This is a genomic window from Pantoea sp. Pa-EAmG (genome assembly GCF_030024295.1).
In the GTDB taxonomy this organism is placed as follows: Bacteria; Pseudomonadota; Gammaproteobacteria; order Enterobacterales; family Enterobacteriaceae; genus Pantoea; species Pantoea dispersa.
Genome location: NZ_JASEWO010000002.1, coordinates 57,029 through 76,934, shown reverse-complemented (window position 1 = coordinate 76,934; position 19,906 = coordinate 57,029). Strand labels below are relative to the sequence as shown.

Below are 19,906 nucleotides of genomic sequence, written 5' to 3'. Positions count from 1 at the left end.
ATCATGCCATTCCTGGTATTATTAATTAGCGCCGCCACCATGCGAAACGCTATAGCTTCAGGTAAACCCGAATCCCGTCCAGGAACATCTGCGTCGCCAGCATAATCAGGATCAAACCCATTAATCGCTCCAGCGCGTTGACGCCTTTATCCCCCAGCAGGCGCAGGAACAGGCCGGACATTAGCAGAATCACCACCGTGACGCCCCAGGCAATCAGCAGGGCGCCGACCAGATGCGTCATCTGATTGGGATACTGATGTGACAGCAGCATCAGGGTAGCGAGCAGTGAGGGCCCGGCGACCAGCGGGATCGCCAGCGGCACCAGGAACGGCTCTTCGCCGGCGGGCAGGCCGCTGGTGCTGGTCTCGCCGGACGGGAAAATCATGCGAATGGCGATCAAAAACAGAATGATGCCGCCGGAAATCGACACCGTTTCGGTGCGCAGATTAAGAAACGCCAGGATGCGTTCACCGGCGAACAGGAACAGCAGCATCAGAATCAAGGCGATCAGCATCTCGCGCATCAGCACTACGCGGCGGCGCTTCGGCTCCAGGTGCTTCAGCACCGACATGAAAATCGGCAGGTTGCCCAGCGGGTCCATAATCAACAGCAACAATATGGTCGCGGATATCATTTCAGTCATCAGAGGTAAACCATCCCTTCAGGTCGGCCACAGCCGTTATAAGTTGTACTGCTGAAAAAGTTAGCGCAATCGAATTAATTCACTTGCCAGAAGTGCTGCATTTTGTAGAGTTGTGGGTCATAGGTAAACCTGATTATTACGCAGACTGGCGCGTTGCTGGCGCTGGTCTTTTTTCGCACCACCCAGGCCCCGGCCCGAGTTCCTGAGACGGACAGAAAATGAAGAATGTAGGTTTTATTGGTTGGCGTGGCATGGTCGGCTCTGTGCTGATGTCACGTATGAGCGAAGAACGCGATTTCGATGTGATCAATCCGGTCTTCTTCTCCACTTCGCAACTGGGTCAGGCTGCGCCGACGTTTGGCGGTAAGTCGACCGGTGCGCTGCAGGATGCGTTTGATATTGAGGCGCTGAAGGCGCTGGATATCATCATCACCTGCCAGGGCGGCGATTATACCAGTGAAGTCTACCCGAAGCTGCGCGAGAGCGGCTGGCAGGGCTACTGGATTGATGCGGCCTCCACGCTGCGCATGAAAGATGACGCCATCATTATTCTTGATCCGGTCAACCATCAGGTGATTCGTCAGGGCCTCGACAGCGGCATCAAAACCTTTGTCGGCGGTAACTGCACCGTCAGCCTGATGCTGATGTCGCTGGGCGGACTGTTCGCTAACGACCTGGTCGAGTGGGCCTCCGTCGCGACGTATCAGGCGGCTTCCGGCGGCGGCGCGCGCCATATGCGCGAACTGCTGACCCAGATGGGCATGCTGCACGACCACGTTGCGACTTCGCTGCAAAATCCGGCCTCCGCCATTCTTGACATCGAGCGCAGCGTGACTGACTTTACCCGTTCCGGCACGCTGCCGACCGACAACTTCGGCGTACCGCTGGCCGGCAGCCTGATCCCGTGGATCGACAAGCAGCTGGACAACGGCCAGAGCCGCGAAGAGTGGAAAGGCCAGGCGGAGACCAACAAAATTCTCTCGACCCGTCACACCATTCCGGTCGATGGCCTGTGCGTGCGCGTCGGCGCGCTGCGCTGCCACAGTCAGGCGTTCACGTTGAAGCTGAAAAAAGATGTGCCGCTGAACGAAATCGAACAGCTGCTGGCCGCGCACAACGAGTGGGTGAAAGTGGTGCCGAACGATCGCGACATTACCATGCGTGAACTGACGCCTGCTGCGGTGACCGGTACGCTGACCACGCCGGTGGGCCGTCTGCGTAAGCTGAACATGGGGCCGGAGTATCTGTCGGCCTTCACCGTCGGCGATCAGTTACTGTGGGGCGCTGCCGAACCGCTGCGTCGCATGCTGCGTTTGCTGATCGACTAAGCGCAGCGCGAATCCAGACAGGCCGGGGTTTCCCGGCCTTTTTTCTTTCCACGGGAGTGCAAAACTTAACCCAAATTGCGCCCGACAAGTGATCAGCTTCCCCTTTTTGCTCGCCCGATAACAATTTTTTGCGTTCCACCCTGGCTTCTGCCAACCCCAAGCTATGATTTAACAGTGATGTGCCGGTTGTTAACTGTTTTTACTTTGCGAATGGAATAGTTGTTGTACACGGCCAGGATCTTTCCCACGGAGGGTGTCCTTCCTTGCTGCTGTATGTATGGCTCATGAAAAGCAGCGCACCTATAGCGACAATCCTGTCTCTCCGGTCGCCTGCGCAAAAAATCATAGGAAGAAAGTCATGTCAGAGCTTCCCGATCGCCATGCGATCAATGCCCTTTTCGCCGGGAATTATGCCGACCCCTTCTCAGTACTGGGGATGCACCAGACCACACAAGGTCTCGAAGTGCGTGCGCTGTTACCGGATGCATCCGAAGTCTGGGTGATTGAAACCAACACCGGCCGCAAATGCGCCCAGCTTAAATGTCTTGATTCGCGCGGCTTCTTCAGCGGCGTGATCCCGCGCCGTAAAAACCTGTTTCGCTACCAGCTGGCAGTCAACTGGCACGGCCAGCAAAACCTGATCGACGATGCCTACCGCTTTGGCCCGCTGCTGGCGGAGATGGATGCCTGGCTGCTGGCCGAAGGCACGCACCTGCGGCCGTATGAAACGCTCGGCGCGCACGGCACCACCATTGATGGCGTTGCCGGCACGCGCTTCGCCGTCTGGGCCCCGAACGCGCAGCGCGTTTCGGTGGTAGGCGAGTTTAACTTCTGGGATGGCCGCCGCCATCCGATGCGTTTCCGCCGCGAACTCGGCATCTGGGAGCTGTTTGTCCCCGGCGCGGTTAACGGCCAGCTGTATAAATTCGAGATCATTGATGCGCACGGTCAGATGCGCATCAAAGCCGATCCGTTCGCCTTCGAGGCGCAAATGCGCCCGCAGACCGCCTCGATGATCTGCGGCCTGCCGCCGAAGCTGGAGATGCAGCCACAGCGCAAGCTCGCCAACGGCTTTGACCAGCCGATCTCCATTTACGAGGTGCATCTCGGTTCGTGGCGTCGCCACACCGACAACAATTTCTGGCTGAGTTACAAAGAGCTGGCCGAACAGCTGGTGCCCTATGTCAAAGAGATGGGGTTTACCCATATCGAACTGTTACCGATCAACGAGCATCCGTTCGACGGCAGCTGGGGCTATCAGCCACTCGGCATGTACGCGCCGACGCGCCGCTTCGGCACGCGCGATGAGTTTCGTCACTTTATCGCCGCTGCCCACGAGGCGGGTCTCAACGTGCTGCTCGACTGGGTGCCGGGCCATTTCCCCAGCGACGATTTTGGCCTCGCCAAATTCGACGGTACCGAGCTGTACGAGCACAGCGATCCGCGCGAAGGCTACCATCAGGACTGGAATACGCTGATCTACAACTTTGGCCGGCGTGAGGTCAGCAACTATCTCTCCGGCAATGCGCTGTACTGGATGGAGCGCTTCGGCATTGATGGCTTGCGCGTCGATGCGGTGGCGTCGATGATATATCGCGACTACAGCCGCAAAGAGGGTGAGTGGGTACCTAACCAGTTTGGCGGCCGTGAAAACCTCGAAGCCATTGCCTTCCTGCGCCATACCAACCGCACGCTGGGCCGCGCCGCACCCGGCAGCATCAGCGTGGCGGAAGAGTCTACCGATTATCCGGGCGTGACGCGGCCATCCGAAGATGGCGGGCTGGGCTTCTGGTTCAAATGGAACCTCGGCTGGATGCACGACACCCTCGACTACATGAAGCTCGATCCGGTGCATCGCCGCTACCATCATCAGCTGATGACCTTCGGCATGCTGTACAACTACACGGAAAACTTCGTGCTGCCGCTGTCGCACGACGAAGTGGTACACGGCAAAAAGTCGATCCTTGACCGCATGCCGGGTGATACCTGGCAGAAGTTTGCCAACCTGCGCGCCTATTACGGCTGGATGTGGGGCTTTCCCGGCAAAAAACTGCAGTTTATGGGCAACGAATTCGCTCAGGGACGCGAGTGGAACCACGACACCAGCCTCGACTGGCATCTGCTGGAGGGGCTGGATAACTGGCACCACGGCGTGCAGCGACTGGTACGTGACCTGAACCACAGCTATCGCCACTTTTCGCCGCTCTATCAGCTCGATTTCGATGCCAGCGGCTTCGAGTGGCTGGTGGTCGACGATCACGAAAACTCGGTCTTTGTGTTTGTGCGCCGCGACCGCGAGGGCAACGAACTGATCGTCGCCAGTAACTTCACGCCGGTGCCGCGCCACAACTATCGCTTCGGCGTGAATCAGCGCGGCGGCTGGCGCGAAGTGCTGAACACCGATCAGCATGATTATCACGGCAGCGATCTGCGCAATCACGGTATCGTACATACCGATGATATCGCCAGCCATGGGCGCGCGCAGTCGCTAAGCCTGACGCTGCCGCCGCTCGCCACGCTGTGGCTGGTGCGGGAGGGCGATTGATGCTCCAGCCGGGCCAGCCGGTACCGCCGGGCGCCCATTATGACGGGCGCGGCGTTAACTTTACGCTGTTCTCGCGTCACGCGGAGCGGGTGGAGCTGTGCCTGTTTGATGAACAGGGGAGTGAACAACGCTTCCCTCTGCCGGCGCGCAGCGGTGATATCTGGCACGGCTATGTTCCGGCGCTAAAGCCGGGGCAGCGCTATGGCTACCGCGTGCATGGACCGTGGCAGCCAGAGCGCGGTCATCGTTTCAATCCGGCCAAACTGCTGGTCGATCCCTGTGCCAAAGCGGTGTGCGGCGCGGTGCCAGACGACGCGCGCCTGCTGGGTGGTGAGTGGCAGCAGGATGATGCCAACAGCGCTGGCGTTGCGCCCAAATCGCTGGTGATCGCCGACGATTTTGACTGGCAGGACGATTGTGCGCCGCGCACGCCGTGGGGCAAGACGGTGATTTACGAGGCACACGTACGCGGCCTGACGCAGCAGCATCCGGAAATTCCGGAAAGGCTACGCGGGACATATGCGGCGCTGGGGCATCCTGCTATGGTGAGCTATCTGCGCCGGCTGGGCATCACCGCGCTGGAGCTGCTGCCGATAGCCGCGTTTGCCAGCGAGCCGCGCCTGCAACGGCTCGGCCTGAGCAACTACTGGGGTTACAACCCGTTTGCGCTGTGGGCGCTGCATCCGCATTACGCGGCGGGTGAAGCGGGCCAGACGCCGCTGCAGGAGTTTCAGCAGGCGGTAAAAGCGCTGCACGCGGCGGGCATTGAAGTGATTCTGGACGTGGTGTTCAACCACAGCGCCGAGCTGGAAGAGATTGGCCCGACACTGTCGCTGCGCGGCGTCGACAACGCCAGCTATTACTGGCTGGGCGATAACGGTGAATATCACAACTGGACCGGCTGCGGTAATACGCTGAACCTCAGCGATCCGCAGGTGCTTGACTGGGCGCTGGGCGCGCTGCGTTACTGGGTGCAAACCTGCCACGTTGACGGCTTTCGTTTCGATCTTGCCAGCGTGCTCGGGCGCACGCCGGATTATCGTCAGGATGCGCCGCTGTTTGTGGCCATGCAGGCCTGCCCGGTGCTGTCGCAGGTGAAGCTGATCGCTGAACCCTGGGATATCGGCCCCGGCGGCTATCAGGTGGGCAACTTTCCGCCGGGCTTCGCCGAATGGAACGACCACTTTCGCGATACGGCGCGACGCTACTGGCTGCACGGTGAGTTGAGTAACGGTGATTTTGCCCGCCGCTTTGCCGGCTCCAGCGATGTATTTCAGCGCGCGGCGCGTCTGCCGCACGCCAGCATTAATCTGATCACCGCGCACGACGGCTTCACGCTGCGTGACGTGGTGAGCTATAACCAGAAGCATAATCAGGCCAACGGCGAAGATAATCGCGACGGCAGCAGCAGTAATTTCAGCCATAACCATGGTTTTGAAGGGCTGCAGGGCAACTTCGATGTGGTCGAGCGGCGGCGGCGCAGCGTGCACGCGCTGCTGACCACGCTGCTACTGGCGCAGGGCACGCCGATGCTGCTGGCCGGTGACGAACGCGGTCACAGCCAGCACGGCAACAATAATGCGTACTGTCAGGATAACCCGCTCACCTGGCTGAACTGGCAACAGGATGATTTTGGACTGGTCGACTTCACTGCCGCGTTAATCCGGCTGCGTCAGCGCATCCCTGCGCTGACCGCTGATCGCTGGTGGCAGGAGGGCGATGGCAACGTGCGGTGGTTCAATGCCAGCGGCAAACCACTGGAGAATGAGGAGTGGGAACAGGGGGCGCACAGAATGCAGATCCTGCTCTCCGGCCGCTGGTTAATAACAATCAACGCCACGGAATCGGTGAGTGACCTTGCCTTACCAGACGGAGAGTGGCGTGCCATTCCTCCTTTCGCCGGGGAAGATAACCCCATCCTGACAACTGTCTGGCACGGGCCCGCACACGGCGTGTGTGTGTTCCTAAAGCAATCATAAGGAGTCAGACATGGTGAAATTAGATAGAAACGACCCCCTGATGCTGGCGCGCCAGCTCCCTACACAGACGGTTGCCCTGATCCTTGCTGGCGGGCGCGGTACGCGCCTGAAAGATCTTACCGCCAAACGCGCCAAGCCTGCCGTGCACTTCGGCGGCAAGTTCCGCATCATCGACTTTGCGCTCTCCAACTGTATCAACTCCGGGATTCGGCGCATCGGCGTCATCACCCAATATCAGTCACATACGCTGACGCAGCACATTCAGCGCGGCTGGTCCTTGTTCAACGAAGAGATGAATGAGTTTGTCGATCTGCTGCCGGCGCAGCAGCGCGCCTCGACCGAACACTGGTATCGCGGTACCGCCGATGCGGTCACGCAGAATCTCGACATCATTCGCCGCTATAACGCGCAGTACATCGTGATTCTCGCCGGGGATCACATCTACAAAATGGATTACTCGCGCATGCTGCTCGACCACGCCGATCGTGGCGCCAAGTGCACCATCGCCTGTCTGCCCGTACCGCTGCATGAGGCCACCGCGTTTGGCGTGATGGCAGTCGATGCGGACAACAATGTAATCGATTTCGTTGAGAAACCGGCGCAGCCGCCGTCCATGCCGGGCGACGACAGCAAAGCGCTGGCCAGCATGGGCATTTACGTGTTCAACGCCGATTACCTCTATGAGCTGCTGGAGGAGGATTTGCAGATCGCCGACTCAAGCCACGATTTCGGTAAAGATCTGCTGCCGAAGATCGTCGCCAGCGGCGAAGCCTACGCGCACTCCTTCACGCTGTCGTGCGTACAGAACGACGAAAACGCGGAACCTTACTGGCGCGACGTCGGTACGCTGGAAGCTTACTGGCGCGCCAACCTCGATCTGGCCTCGGTGACGCCCGAACTCGATATGTATGACCACGAATGGCCGATTCGTACCCACATGGAGCCGCTGCCGCCGGCCAAATTTGTCCAGGATCGATCCGGCAGTCACGGCATGACCATGAACTCGCTGGTCTCCGGCGGCTGCATTATTTCCGGCTCGGTGGTGGTGAATTCGGTGCTGTTCCCGCGCGTGCGCGTTAACTCGTTTTGCAATATTGATTCGGCGGTGCTGCTGCCCGATGTGGTTATCGGGCGATCGTGCCGTTTGCGTCGCTGCGTCATAGACCGTGCCTGCGTCATTCCGGAAGGCATGGTGATTGGCGAAAATCCGGATGAGGATAGTCGCCGTTTTTACCGTTCAGAAGAGGGCATCGTACTGGTGACGCGCGCCATGCTGGCCAAATTGGCCGCTGCGGGTCAGTAAGTGACGAAAGGCAAAGAACATTGCCGCGTGGAACGCGGGCGATAACACAATAGGGGTTCAGGATGCAGGTTTTACATGTCTGTTCAGAGCTTTTCCCGCTGCTAAAAACCGGCGGACTGGCTGATGTCGTCGGCGCATTGCCTCAGGCACAAATTGCCGAAGGTATGGACACGCGGGTGCTGATTCCGGCGTTTCCGGATCTGCGTAAAGGGATTCCTGATACCGAAGTGGTGGCGGAGCTGCAAACCTTTGCCGGGCCGGTCCGCTTGCTGTTTGGGCCCTTCAACGGCGTGGGGATATATTTGATTGATGCGCCGGGACTGTACGATCGTCCCGGCAGCCCGTACCACGATACGTCGCAGTTTGCCTATGTCGATAACTACCTGCGCTTTGCGCTGCTCGGCTGGATGGCGGCTGAGCTGGCCAGCGGGCTGGATACTTACTGGCAACCGGACATTGTGCACGCGCACGACTGGCACGCCGGTCTGGCACCGGCCTATATCGCCGCACGCGGACGTCCGGCGAAAACGGTTTTTACCGTGCATAACCTGGCGTATCAGGGGCTGTTTTCCGCGCGGCATCTGGACGAAATCCAGATCCCGCGCGCCTATTTTGAAATGCACGGGCTGGAATTCTACGGCCAGATTTCTTACCTAAAGGCCGGACTGTTTTATGCCGATCATATAACTGCGGTCAGCCCGACCTATGCGCTGGAGATCACCCGGCCGGAGTTCGGCTACGGCATGGAAGCGCTGCTGGAGCAGCGGCTGCGCGAAGGACGGCTGAGCGGGATTCTCAACGGCGTCGATCCCGGCATCTGGGATCCGGCACACGACCTGCTGCTCACCGCCCGCTACGACCGCGACACGCTGGAGAGCAAAGCGGAGAATAAACGTCAGCTGCAGATTGCCATGGGGCTGAAGGTTGATGACAAAGTGCCGGTGTTCTGCGTTATCAGCCGTTTAACCAAACAGAAAGGGCTGGATCTGGTGCTGGAAGCGCTGCCGGGACTGCTGGCACAGGGCGGGCAACTGGTGCTGCTGGGCCAGGGCGATGCGGAACTGCAGCAGGGCTTCCTCGCCGCAGCTGCTGAGCATCCGGGCAGCGTCGGCGTGCAAATTGGTTATCACGAAGCGTTCTCGCACCGCATTGTCGGTGGTGCGGACGTCATTATGGTGCCCAGCCGTTTCGAACCGTGCGGTCTGACGCAGTTGTACGGCCTGAAATATGGCACGCTGCCGCTGGTCAGGCGCACCGGTGGACTGGCGGATACCGTACAGGACAGCTCGCTGGAAAACCTCGCCGACGGCGTAGCCAGCGGTTTCAGCTTCGAAGACAGCAATGCCTGGTCACTGCTGCGCGCGATTCGTCGTGCTTTTGTTTTATGGTCCCGTCCTTCACTCTGGCGTTATGTTCAGCGCCAGGCGATGGGGATGGATTTTAGTTGGCAGGTGGCAGCACAAGCCTACCGCGATCTTTATCAACGCTTGCTGTAATGAGAGATTGGGATACCGCATATGAACGCACCTTTCACCTATGCCTCACCCACGCTGACGGTTGACGCCCTCAAGCACTCAATCGCCTATAAGCTGATGTTTACCATTGGTAAAGATCCGTCGATCGCCAACAAGCATGAGTGGCTGAACGCCGCGCTGCTGGCGGTACGCGATCGCATGGTGGAGCGCTGGCTGCGCTCCAGCCGTGCGCAACTGTCGCAGGATGTGCGCCAGGTTTATTACCTGTCGATGGAGTTTCTGATGGGGCGCACGCTGGGCAATGCCTTGCTGGCGATGGGCATCTATGACGATCTCAATCAGGCGCTGGATGAGATGGGACTCGACCTCAGCGAGCTGATGGAAGAAGAGAACGATCCCGGGCTCGGCAACGGCGGTCTTGGCCGGCTGGCGGCCTGCTTCCTCGACTCGCTGGCCACGCTGGGCCTGCCCGGACGCGGCTACGGCATTCGCTACGATTACGGCATGTTCAAACAGAACATTGTTGACGGCCAGCAGCGTGAATCGCCGGATTACTGGCTGGAGTACGGCAACCCGTGGGAGTTCCAGCGCTTTAACACCCGCTACAAAGTGCGTTTTGGCGGGCGGTTGCAGCATGAAGGCAGCAGGGTGCGCTGGGTTGAGACCGAAGAGATCGTAGCAATGGCCTACGATCAGATCATCCCTGGCTTCGACACCGATGCCACCAACACGCTGCGGCTGTGGGGCGCGCAGGCCAGTAACGAAATCAACCTCGGCAAGTTCAATCAGGGCGATTACTTCGCGGCGGTGGAAGATAAAAACCACTCGGAGAACGTGTCGCGCGTGCTCTATCCCGACGACTCGACCTACTCCGGGCGCGAGCTGCGTCTGCGCCAGGAGTATTTTCTCGTCTCCGCCACGGTGCAGGATATCCTCAATCGCCACTGGCAGATGCATGAAACCTGGGACAATCTGGCCGACAAAATTGCCATCCACCTCAACGATACCCATCCGGTGCTGGCGATTCCCGAGCTGATGCGTCTGCTGATTGATGAGCACAAGTTTACCTGGGACGACGCCTTTGAAGTCACCTGTCAGGTGTTCTCGTACACCAACCATACGCTGATGAGCGAAGCGCTGGAGACCTGGCCGGTGGACATGATCGGCAAGATCCTGCCGCGTCACCTCAGCATCATTTTCGAAATCAATGACTACTTCCTGAAGACCATTCAGGACTACTATCCGGACGACTGGGATCTGATGGCGCGCATCTCGATCATCGACGAAAACGATGGTCGCCGCATCCGCATGGCGTGGCTGGCGGTGGTGGTTAGCCACAAGGTCAACGGCGTGTCGGAGCTGCACTCTAATCTGATGGTGCAGTCGCTGTTCGCCGATTTTGCCCGCCTGTTCCCGGGGCGCTTCTGCAATAAAACCAACGGCGTGACGCCGCGCCGCTGGCTGGCGCTGGCCAACCCGGCCTTGTCAGAGGTGCTGGATGACGCGATTGGCCGCACCTGGCGTACCGATCTGGCTCAGCTGAGCGAGCTGGTGCCGCACATTGACTATCCGGCGTTTATTGAACAGATCGCCGATGCCAAGTTCGCCAACAAAAAGCGCCTCGCGGAGTGGGTAGCGAAGAATATGGATATCGTGCTGGATCCGCAGGCGCTGTTCGACGTGCAGATCAAGCGTATTCACGAATACAAACGTCAGCTGCTGAACGTGCTGCACGTCATCACGCGTTACAACCGCATCAAAGCCGATCCGACCGCAGAGTGGGTGCCGCGCGTTAATATCTTCGCCGGGAAAGCGGCGTCGGCCTATTACGTCGCCAAGCACATCATTCACCTGATCAACGATGTCGCCAACGTGATCAACAACGATCCACAGGTGAAGAACAAGCTGAAGGTGGTGTTTATCCCTAACTACGGCGTCAGCCTGGCGCAGATCATCATTCCGGCGGCGGATCTCTCCGAGCAGATCTCTACCGCCGGCACCGAAGCCTCCGGCACCAGTAACATGAAGTTTGCGCTAAACGGCGCGCTGACCATCGGTACGCTGGACGGGGCCAACGTGGAGATGCGCGAGCACGTCGGCGCAGAAAATATCTTTATCTTCGGCAACACCACGCCGCAGGTGGAGAAGCTGCGCACTGAGGGCTATAACCCGCGCAAATACTATGAAGAGGATGCGGAACTGCACCAGGCGCTGACGCAAATCGCCAGCGGCGTCTTCAGCCCACAGGAGCCGGGGCGCTACCGTAACCTGTTCGACGCGCTGGTCAACTTTGGCGATCATTATCAGCTGCTGGCGGATTACCGCAGTTACGTGGATACCCAGGATAAGGTGGATAAGCTTTATCGCCAGCCGGAAGAGTGGCAGCGGCGTGCGGCGCTGAACATCGCCAATATGGGTTATTTCTCCGCCGACCGTACCATTCAGGAGTACGCGGATGAGATCTGGCATATTTCGCCGGTGAGGTTATAAACGAGGCACATTCTGTAGCGGCGCAATTCATTGCGCGGTTTTTAACAACGCGCGATAAATCGCGCCGCTACCGTTGGTGCAAACTTACTTCAGGGTAATGCTCTTCACAATCGCATCGGCATCGCTCTGCGCCTGCTGCTGATTGTCGGCGGGCAGGGTGATCTGCAGCGTCAGCAGTTTACCGTCCACCTTCGCCAGAATAACCGAGGACCAGGAGGTCTGGTTATTGGCGGAAATTACCGTATCCAGCTGCTGTGCCGGCTGGTCTTTCAGCGTCACCGCTTTGTTCGACACCACCTGCAGCTGCGGATCGCGGTTGCGCTGCTGCTGCTCCAGACGCTGAGCCAGCGCATCCAGTGCTTCACTGGTCGGATCGCCCGCAATCACGATAATCGCGCGCTGGCCGGTTTCATCGGCATACACGTGCATATTGGTGGATTCCGAACCCAGCTTGCCGCTCTTATCCGACATGCCTGCTGGCAGGCTGAAACTCAGCTTACCGTCCATCAGGTTCACCGTCTGTGCTGACTGACTGGCGCTGGCGCCGTTGCTGTTTGCCGCCGTGTCGTCTTTCTTCTGATCACACGCCGCCAGGCCTAACACCAGCAGGCCGATGCCCGCATATTTCACTAAGTTACGCATTCTTATCCCTTCGTAAGGTTTCCATCAGCCGTTATCAAAACGGAATCGGTGCTTAAAAGCAATCAGCGCTTTGTCAGGAAATCTTAGCGTGCCGTGGCGTTTCGTCTACGTTCAATTAGCCGAAATTCATCTGGCGCTGAGCCGAACGTTCCGCCAGGCGCTTAAGTGCCGCATTGAGCAGAACACCGTAAGCAGGCAGGAAGAAAACCATGCAGATCAGCACTTTGAAGCTGTAATCCACCAGCGCGATCTCCACCCAGTGGCTGGCCATGAACGGGTCCGGACTCTTATAAAAGGCGATAAAGAAGAAGGCCAGCGTATCGCTGATGTTGCCGAGGAACATGGCGCAGGCAGGCGCAATCCACCACTGCGGCAGTTTACGCAGGCGGTTAAATACGTGCACATCAAGGATCTGCCCCAGCGCATAGGCCATAAAACTGGCGCAGGCGATACGCGCCACGAACAGATTGACCTCCTGCAGCGAGGCCCAGCCCTGCCACGCGCCCTGATAAAACACGCACGACACGATGTAGGAGATAAACAGCGCCGGAATCATCACCGCAAGGATAATGCGCCGTGCCAGCGGTGCGCCAAAAATACGCACGGTGAGATCGGTGGCGAGAAAAATAAACGGGAAGCTAAACGCACCCCAGGTGGTGTGGAAGCCGAAAATCGCGACCGGCAGCTGCACCAGATAGTTACTGGAGGTAATCACCAGCAGGTGAAACAGCGACAGCCAGAATAGCGCATGCATGCGCTGACGAGCAGAAAAGTTGATCATAAAGGCCTTTTTTAAAAATGGGGTGAGGGAACCCATCCTCTTCATACTTCAGGTTTTATGTGCGTTGGCTGCGCCTGCTCACCCCAGTCACTTACTTCAGTAAGCTCCTGGGGTGAGCAGGCTTGCCGCCTTCCTAAAACCTGAATTATTTTGAGGAATTGGCAGTAACATTAAAAAATCGGACGGCATCTTAGCGTGTTGCGCAACAAATGCAATGGTTAATTTTAACGCAATCGTTCTCGCCTTGCGCGCGCGCTGTAGCGCGTTAGAATGAGCGCCCACCCTGAATAAAGACAGAGAATCATGAGCGATCCTTTTTCCGCTGCGGACCATACGCTTGATGCGCTTGGGCTACGCTGCCCGGAGCCGGTGATGATGGTGCGCAAAACCGTGCGTACCATGCAGGCGGGCGAAACGTTGTTGATTATCGCCGACGATCCGGCGACCACGCGTGATATTCCCGGCTTCTGCCGGTTCATGGAGCATCAGCTGCTGGCACAGCAGACCGAGAGCCTGCCGTACCAGTATCTGATCCAGAAAGGCGCGGATGCCTGATCGCGGCATCCGCCCGCCTCAGCGCTGACGCAGCAGGCGCAGCGCGTTGGCGGTGACCAGCGCGGTAGCGCCGGAATCGGCCAGCACCGCCAGCCACAGGCCGGTAAAGCCGAGCAGCGTGGTGACGAGGAAAATCGCCTTCAGCCCCAGCGCCAGCGCAATATTCTGACGGATAATGGCGCGCGTGCGCCGTGCCAGCTGCACGGTGCGCGGCAGAATCGCCAGGTTATTCTGCGTCAGCGCCGCATCGGCCGCTTCCAGCGCCACATCGGTGCCGCTGCCCATGGCAATCCCCAGCGTCGCGGCCTTCATGGCTGGCGCATCGTTGATGCCATCACCGACCATCGCCAGCGGCTGCTGTTCGCCCAGTTCACGCACGGCAGCCACCTTATCCGCAGGCAACAGACCGGCGCGACAGCTGATGCCGAGTTCGGCGGCAAGCGCGGCGGCGGCGCGCGGATTATCGCCGGTCAGCATCACGCTGCGAATCCCCAGCGCCTGCAGCGCCGCCAGCGCACTGCGCGCCTCCTCACGCAGCCGATCCTGCAGCGCCAGCAGCCCGAGCGGCTGTGCGTCGCGCAGCAGCACCACCACGGTTTTGCCCTGTGCCTCCAGCTGCGCAATCTGCTGCTGCTGCGCGTCACTCAGCGCCGCCGCATCACGCGGCGCCAGCAGCTGGTGCATCACGCCGTCAATCTGCGCGCGAATGCCGCTGCCGGCCAGCGTTTGCTGATGCTGCGCCGGTGGAATCACCTGCTGCTGGCGCTGCGCTTCCGCCACTATCGCCCGCGCCAGCGGATGGCCGGAGCCCTGCTCAATGGCGGCCGCGAGGCTAAGCAGCTGCTGTTGGGGCTCCGCGCCAAACGGCTGCACGTCGGTGACCTGTGGTTTACCGGCGGTCAGGGTGCCGGTTTTATCAAACGCCAGGGCCTGCACCCGGCTGAGGCGTTCCAGCGCCGCGCCGCCTTTAATCAGCGCGCCCTGGCGAGCCGCCGCTGCCAGGCCGGAAGTGATGGCGGCTGGCGTGGAGATCACCAGCGCGCACGGGCAGCCAATCAGCAGCAGCGTCAGCCCTTTGTAGATCCACGGCAGCCAGGCGCCCAATCCGAGCAGCGGCGGCAGCACCATCACCAGCAGCGCCAGCAGCATGATGGCCGGCGTGTAGAGGCGGCTGAAGCGGTCAATAAAACGCTCCACCGGCGCGCGGTGGCTTTCGGCCTCTTCAATCAGCTGCAGAATGCGGTCGATAGCGCTGTGGCCCGGCTGTGAGGTCACGCGCAGCGTCACCAGCCGATCCACGCTGGTGGCACCTGCCATCACAGCATCGCCCGGCTGATGCGCCACCGGTAGCGATTCGCCGGTCAGCGCGCTCTCATCAAAGCTGGCGCTGACGTGCAGCAGCTCGGCATCGGCGGGCAGCCGACCGCCTGCCGCCACCTCAATCACATCGCCGGGCTGCAGCGCCGCCAGTGCCACCTGCTCACGCTGTGCGCCATTGACGCGCGTGGCGGTGTCCGGACGCAGCGCCATCAGCGCGGTGACGCCACGGCGTGCCCGCGCGGCGGCATAAGCTTCCAGCCGTTCTCCCAGCTGGAACAGCAGCAGCACCATGGCGGCTTCGGCGTGGGCGCCAATCACCAGCGCACCCGCGGCGGCCAGAGTCATCAAAGTTTCGATGCTGAACGGTGAGCCGCTGCGTATGGCCTGCCACGCGCTGCGCGCTACCGGTGCCAGACCGACCAGCGTGGTAAGCACAAACAGGCGATCGCCCCACAGCGGCGTGAGCTGGCTCAGCAGCCAGCTGGCGATCATCAACAGCGTGAGCAGCATGAGCGCCGCATTATCGCGCCAGCGGCGCGCCGCCGGTGCCGGGCTGTCTTTAGAAATCAGGCTAAAGCCGGCGTCATTAACGGCCTGTTCGATAGCGGGACGAATATCGCTGTTCGCCTCCACCAGCAGATTTTCACTGGCGAATATCACCCGCGCGCTGGCGACCTGCGGCAGCTTTTGCACGGCGGTTTCGATTTTGCGGGCGCAGCTCGGGCAGTCCATGCCGGCAATCTGCCAGCGGAACTGGTATGACGCGGACGTGCGCCTGTCGCTGTCGGCGTCGCCGCCGGGGCTGTCGTCATCGCTGTTGCAGCAGCCGCAATCGCTGGACGCGGCGACAGGCTGAACGGCGGAAATTGTCAGGGATGCAGGCTGAACGCTGCGTACCGCGCACAGCGGTCTGGGCTGACGGTGTGATTTGCCACAGCGGCAAGAGTGGGCATGTTGATGCATGTGACCTCCGGTTGCAGAAGCGGGCCGTTGCCCGCAGTCTGCATGCTACACTCTGGAGTGGACTCCAGAGTCAAGCGGTGAGGTCACTTTTTTCAGTACAGCCACAGCGAACGCACAATCATGAAGTGACCGGCGAAGTAGCAGGCGGCAACGATGGCGCTGTCAGCACTGAAGCGGCGGCGATAGTGCGAGATAAACCACACGATGTTAGCCAGCAACAGCAGCACGGCACCCACCAGCAGCGAGAAACTGTAATCGGTCGGACGGAAGAAGTAATTTTCCGCCGCCATCCAGTTCATCACCAGCGTCATACCAATCAGCGTACAGATCGGCCAGCGCAGCGTATCCAGTTTTGACCAGATAATGGCGATCACGATGATACCAATCACCAGGAAGGTGAGCGGAATCGGCCAGAAGAAGCTCATGGTCATGTGCGCGGCAAAGCTGATGGTGTACAGCAGATGCGAAAGGAAAAAGGCGCCGAGCGCATACAGCATCTGCTGACGCGGCAGCAGGGTTAACGCATCGCCCACCAGCGTGGCGACCAGGCCAGCCAGAATCAGGTAGTCGGTGGTGTTAAGCGTGGGAGCCTGCCACGCCCAGGCAACCAGCAACAGCAGCGTAACGGGTTTGAACAGCCAGCGCTGCCACTGCGGGCCGCGGTAGGAGGCATCGACATACAGCCAACCGGAAAAAAGCACTGCAAGGAAAGACCAAAGCATTTTTTCTCCCTTTTGTGAACGTGTCGCCCACATTGATGAATTTTCCCAAAATCGCGATCTCAGTTTAAGTTACTGGCGGCAAATGTGACAATCGGGCAACTCTGGTTGTATGCTTTGGCGTCTTTTATCTGTTAACCCCCGACGTAAAGTGCGAGAGAAAACATGAGCAAACCACCGCTAATCTTTTTTATCGTCCTGGCTGTAATTGCCATCCTGGCAACCCGTCAGTTTATCAAGCAGCGCCGCGAAGCCGCGGTCAACGACGCTTCACCGGTGCGCTCAATGAGTGTGGAAGTGAAAACCAAGCGAGAGTTTCCGGCCCCCAATCGCCGTTCGCGTCAGCGCGAAGAGATTGTGGCGGAAGAGATGAAGTATGAAGCCTGGTTCCATCCGCTGAACGGCGCCGGTGATTTTAAGGTCAACGTCAGCGCCAGCGATTATCACCAGATGGACAAAGGCGTGAAGGGCGAGCTGAAAATGCAGGGCACGCGCTTTGTCAGCTTTACCCCGGCGCAATAGACGCTAAAGCGCACGGGGCTGAAGCCGCGCGCGCTGCCTTGCGTTACGACGGATAGTGCTTTTTCTGCCACGCCAGCAGTTCAAATACGCCAAAGAAGAAGATTTTCGCCTGCGTGGCGCGGCTCAGCTTTGGCGCTTCCTTTGGTTGCGTGGCACGCAGCAGCACCAGCTGCAGGCCGTGCATCACCACCATAAAGAACAGCGCAACATGGACAAAGTAGCGCAGCGGCGTCGGGAAGGGATGCACCAGGTTAAGCAGCAGAAATGCCCAGACGCAAATCATCAGCAAACGTCCCAGATTAAGCCACATCATCGGTCTCCTGTTGGCGTTGATAGAGGCGATAGGCCACCTGACCGGCAATCTTCTCGCGATACAGATCCCAGTTAGCCGGTGCCAGCGGGGTGCCGTGCTCCACTTCGCTTTCAACATAAATCAGCGCGTGGGCGGCGAGCCAGCCATTGTTCTCCAGCAACGTCAGTGTCTCCTGCAGCAGGCCTTTGCGGAACGGCGGATCAACAAACACCACGTCGAATGGCTCGCCGGGCTGGCTCAGCCACTGCAGCGTATTGGTCTGGACGACGCTGGCGTTGGTGGCACGCAGCGTGTGCAGGTTTTGCGTCAGCTGCTGCGCCACGTGACGTTCCAGTTCCAGCAGGGTTGCGGAGGCGGCATGGCGCGACAGCGCTTCTAAGCCCAGCGCGCCGCTGCCGGCATAGCAATCGAGGCAGCGCGCCTGCTGGATATCCGGCGCCAGCCAGTTGAATAGCGTTTCACGCACGCGATCGGTGGTCGGGCGCAGGCCGGCGCTGTCCGGCACCGGCAATTTGCGGCCGCGCCACTGTCCGCCAATCAGGCGAATCTGGCCTGCCGCGCCGCTGTTGCGGGGGGATTTACTCATTTCGCTCACAACTCGTCATAATTTGTTGCGTAGTTTAACGGGCGTGGCAGGCAGAAGAAACGTAAAAAAGGGTGCTGTGGTGCGCTGGCTGGAAAGTGTTAGACTACTGAGTTGATATGGCGCGCGTAATTGCCTGATTTTTACGCCGCTCGCGAACAAAAAATTGAATTTTTTATCCCCTGGGAACAGCGTGCTACCGGGAATAAGCCATCGAGGAGTGTGGTCACACAATGGCAAAAGAGAAAAAACGCGGCTTTTTTTCCTGGCTGGGCTTTGGCAAAGAAGAGCAGCAGCCAGCGGAAGAGCAGGCGCAGCAGCAGCCGACCGATCAACCGGCACCCGCCGCTGAAGAGAGCGCGTTAGCAAGCGCCGAAGCGCAGGCCGCCGAAACCGTGATCGTCACCGAACAGGTGGCAGAGCAGCAGGCTGAATCACCGGTTCACGCCGACGCGGCAAGGCATCCCGTCGCGAAAGCAGAATCCGAATCCGACGCTAACGCTGATGATGCAGAAACCACGGCGGTCAGCGCGATTGAAGAAGAGGTATTGCCGGAAGATCATCCGCAGCCGGAGGCGATGCCGGTTGAAGAGGAGCCGCAGGCTGAAGAACTGATTATTGAAGCACCGGTGTTATCTGAGAAACCTCAGCCAGAAGCCGCCGAGGACGCAGACGCACCGCTGAGCGATGAAGAGCTGGAAGCGCTGGCGTTAGCGGAAACCTACGCTGAAGACGCGGCCGAAGAGAGCACGGCGCCAGACACCGTGAGCGATCTGCCGCTGGCGGCCGCGCCGATTGTGGCCCAGGAGCAGGAGCGCCCCACTAAAGAGGGCTTCTTTGCCCGCCTGAAACGCAGCCTGGTTAAAACGCGTGAAAACCTTGGCTCCGGCTTTATCAGCCTGTTCCGCGGCAAGAAAATCGATGACGAGCTGTTTGAAGAGCTGGAAGAGCAGCTGCTGATTGCCGACGTCGGCGTGGAAACCACGCGCCGCATCATCACCAGCCTGACGCAGCAGGCCAGCCGTAAACAGCTGCGCGATGCCGAAGCACTGTATGGCCTGCTGAAGGCCGAAATGGCCGGCATTCTGGAAAAGGTTGATGCCCCGCTGGATGTGGCGGGCAAAACGCCGTTCGTTATCCTGATGGTTGGCGTTAACGGCGTGGGCAAAACCACTACCATCGGTAAGCTGGCGCGTCAGTATCAGGCACAGGGCAAGTCCGTCATGCTGGCGGCGGGTGACACCTTCCGCGCGGCGGCGGTGGAACAGCTGCAGGTGTGGGGCCAGCGCAACAATATTCCGGTCGTCGCCCAGCACACCGGCGCGGATTCCGCATCGGTGATTTTTGACGCCATCCAGGCGGCAAAATCGCGCCACGTTGACGTGCTGATCGCTGATACTGCCGGACGCCTGCAGAACAAAGCGCACCTGATGGAAGAGCTGAAAAAAATCACCCGCGTGATGAAGAAGCTGGACGAAGACGCGCCGCATGAGGTGATGCTGACGCTCGACGCCAGCACCGGCCAGAACGCCATCAGCCAGGCGAAGCTGTTCCACGAAGCGGTCGGCCTGACCGGCATCACCCTGACCAAGCTTGACGGCACCGCAAAAGGTGGCGTGATCTTCTCGGTTGCCGATCAGTTTGGCATTCCGATTCGTTATATCGGTGTCGGGGAAGGCATCGAAGATTTACGGCCGTTTAAGGCCGCCGATTTTATTGAGGCACTGTTTGCCCGAGAGGAATAA

Annotated in this window: 16 protein-coding genes; 9 read left to right on the top strand and 7 right to left on the bottom strand. The window is 59.5% G+C overall.

Features of this window, described 5'->3' with window-relative positions:
- Positions 1-49: 49 nt before the first annotated feature.
- Positions 50-643 (bottom strand): YhgN family NAAT transporter, encoded by a 594-nt coding sequence (locus tag QMM04_RS00740; RefSeq protein ID WP_031279795.1) that lies wholly within the window; start codon positions 641-643, stop codon positions 50-52.
- A gap of 218 nt (positions 644-861) precedes the next feature.
- Here QMM04_RS00740 and asd point away from each other — a divergent pair, with 218 nt between their 5' ends.
- The 6 genes from asd (at position 862) to glgP (ending at position 11,763) form a co-directional block, all read left to right on the top strand.
- Positions 862-1,971 (top strand): aspartate-semialdehyde dehydrogenase, encoded by a 1,110-nt coding sequence (gene asd, locus QMM04_RS00735; protein ID WP_059009874.1) that lies wholly within the window; start codon positions 862-864, stop codon positions 1,969-1,971.
- A 358-nt stretch (positions 1,972-2,329) separates the two neighbouring features.
- Positions 2,330-4,516, top strand: a complete 2,187-nt coding sequence (gene glgB / locus QMM04_RS00730) for a 1,4-alpha-glucan branching enzyme (RefSeq protein WP_150059134.1) — start codon at positions 2,330-2,332, stop codon at positions 4,514-4,516.
- Positions 4,516-6,495: a glycogen debranching protein GlgX gene (gene glgX, locus QMM04_RS00725; protein WP_282995458.1), complete on the top strand. Its 1,980-nt coding sequence runs from the start codon at positions 4,516-4,518 to the stop codon at positions 6,493-6,495. The genes glgB and glgX overlap by 1 nt, the downstream gene beginning before the upstream one ends.
- 10 nt (positions 6,496-6,505) lie before the next feature.
- Complete coding sequence (gene glgC, locus QMM04_RS00720; RefSeq protein ID WP_058757590.1) at positions 6,506-7,798, top strand: glucose-1-phosphate adenylyltransferase; 1,293 nt, start codon at positions 6,506-6,508, stop codon at positions 7,796-7,798.
- Positions 7,799-7,860: 62 nt separating this feature from the next.
- Entirely contained in the window at positions 7,861-9,294 is a 1,434-nt protein-coding gene (gene glgA, locus QMM04_RS00715; protein ID WP_058757589.1) for a glycogen synthase GlgA, read from the top strand.
- Positions 9,295-9,315: 21 nt separating this feature from the next.
- Positions 9,316-11,763 (top strand): glycogen phosphorylase, encoded by a 2,448-nt coding sequence (gene glgP, locus QMM04_RS00710; protein WP_058769996.1) that lies wholly within the window; start codon positions 9,316-9,318, stop codon positions 11,761-11,763.
- An 84-nt stretch (positions 11,764-11,847) separates the two neighbouring features.
- Here the strand turns inward: glgP and QMM04_RS00705 are convergent, their stop codons facing one another.
- The gene (locus QMM04_RS00705; RefSeq protein WP_059009882.1) at positions 11,848-12,405 is read right to left on the bottom strand and encodes a DcrB family lipoprotein; all 558 of its coding nucleotides are present in this window, start codon (positions 12,403-12,405) and stop codon (positions 11,848-11,850) included.
- Between the two features lie 115 nt (positions 12,406-12,520).
- A complete protein-coding gene (locus tag QMM04_RS00700) occupies positions 12,521-13,186 on the bottom strand; it encodes a 7-cyano-7-deazaguanine/7-aminomethyl-7-deazaguanine transporter (RefSeq protein WP_021508018.1) in 666 nt (221 codons plus the stop codon).
- A gap of 303 nt (positions 13,187-13,489) precedes the next feature.
- On the opposite strand from QMM04_RS00700, the gene tusA reads away from it, so the two are divergent.
- A complete protein-coding gene (tusA, locus tag QMM04_RS00695; protein ID WP_021508017.1) occupies positions 13,490-13,741 on the top strand; it encodes a sulfurtransferase TusA in 252 nt (83 codons plus the stop codon).
- Between the two features lie 18 nt (positions 13,742-13,759).
- On the opposite strand, the gene QMM04_RS00690 is transcribed toward tusA, so the two are convergent.
- The gene (locus QMM04_RS00690; protein WP_282995456.1) at positions 13,760-16,024 is read right to left on the bottom strand and encodes a zinc/cadmium/mercury/lead-transporting ATPase; all 2,265 of its coding nucleotides are present in this window, start codon (positions 16,022-16,024) and stop codon (positions 13,760-13,762) included.
- 92 nt (positions 16,025-16,116) lie between these two features.
- Entirely contained in the window at positions 16,117-16,746 is a 630-nt protein-coding gene (locus QMM04_RS00685) for a lysoplasmalogenase (RefSeq protein WP_021508015.1), read from the bottom strand.
- A gap of 162 nt (positions 16,747-16,908) precedes the next feature.
- Here QMM04_RS00685 and QMM04_RS00680 point away from each other — a divergent pair, with 162 nt between their 5' ends.
- Positions 16,909-17,265: a DUF2500 domain-containing protein gene (locus QMM04_RS00680; RefSeq protein WP_021508014.1), complete on the top strand. Its 357-nt coding sequence runs from the start codon at positions 16,909-16,911 to the stop codon at positions 17,263-17,265.
- Positions 17,266-17,308: 43 nt separating this feature from the next.
- Here the strand turns inward: QMM04_RS00680 and QMM04_RS00675 are convergent, their stop codons facing one another.
- Entirely contained in the window at positions 17,309-17,575 is a 267-nt protein-coding gene (locus tag QMM04_RS00675; RefSeq protein WP_021313674.1) for a DUF1145 family protein, read from the bottom strand.
- Positions 17,565-18,164, bottom strand: a complete 600-nt coding sequence (gene rsmD / locus QMM04_RS00670) for a 16S rRNA (guanine(966)-N(2))-methyltransferase (protein WP_104187816.1) — start codon at positions 18,162-18,164, stop codon at positions 17,565-17,567. Before rsmD ends, QMM04_RS00675 begins: the two co-directional genes overlap by 11 nt.
- A gap of 230 nt (positions 18,165-18,394) precedes the next feature.
- Between rsmD and ftsY the strand changes: the two genes are divergently transcribed.
- Positions 18,395-19,906, top strand: a complete 1,512-nt coding sequence (gene ftsY / locus QMM04_RS00665) for a signal recognition particle-docking protein FtsY (protein WP_282995455.1) — start codon at positions 18,395-18,397, stop codon at positions 19,904-19,906.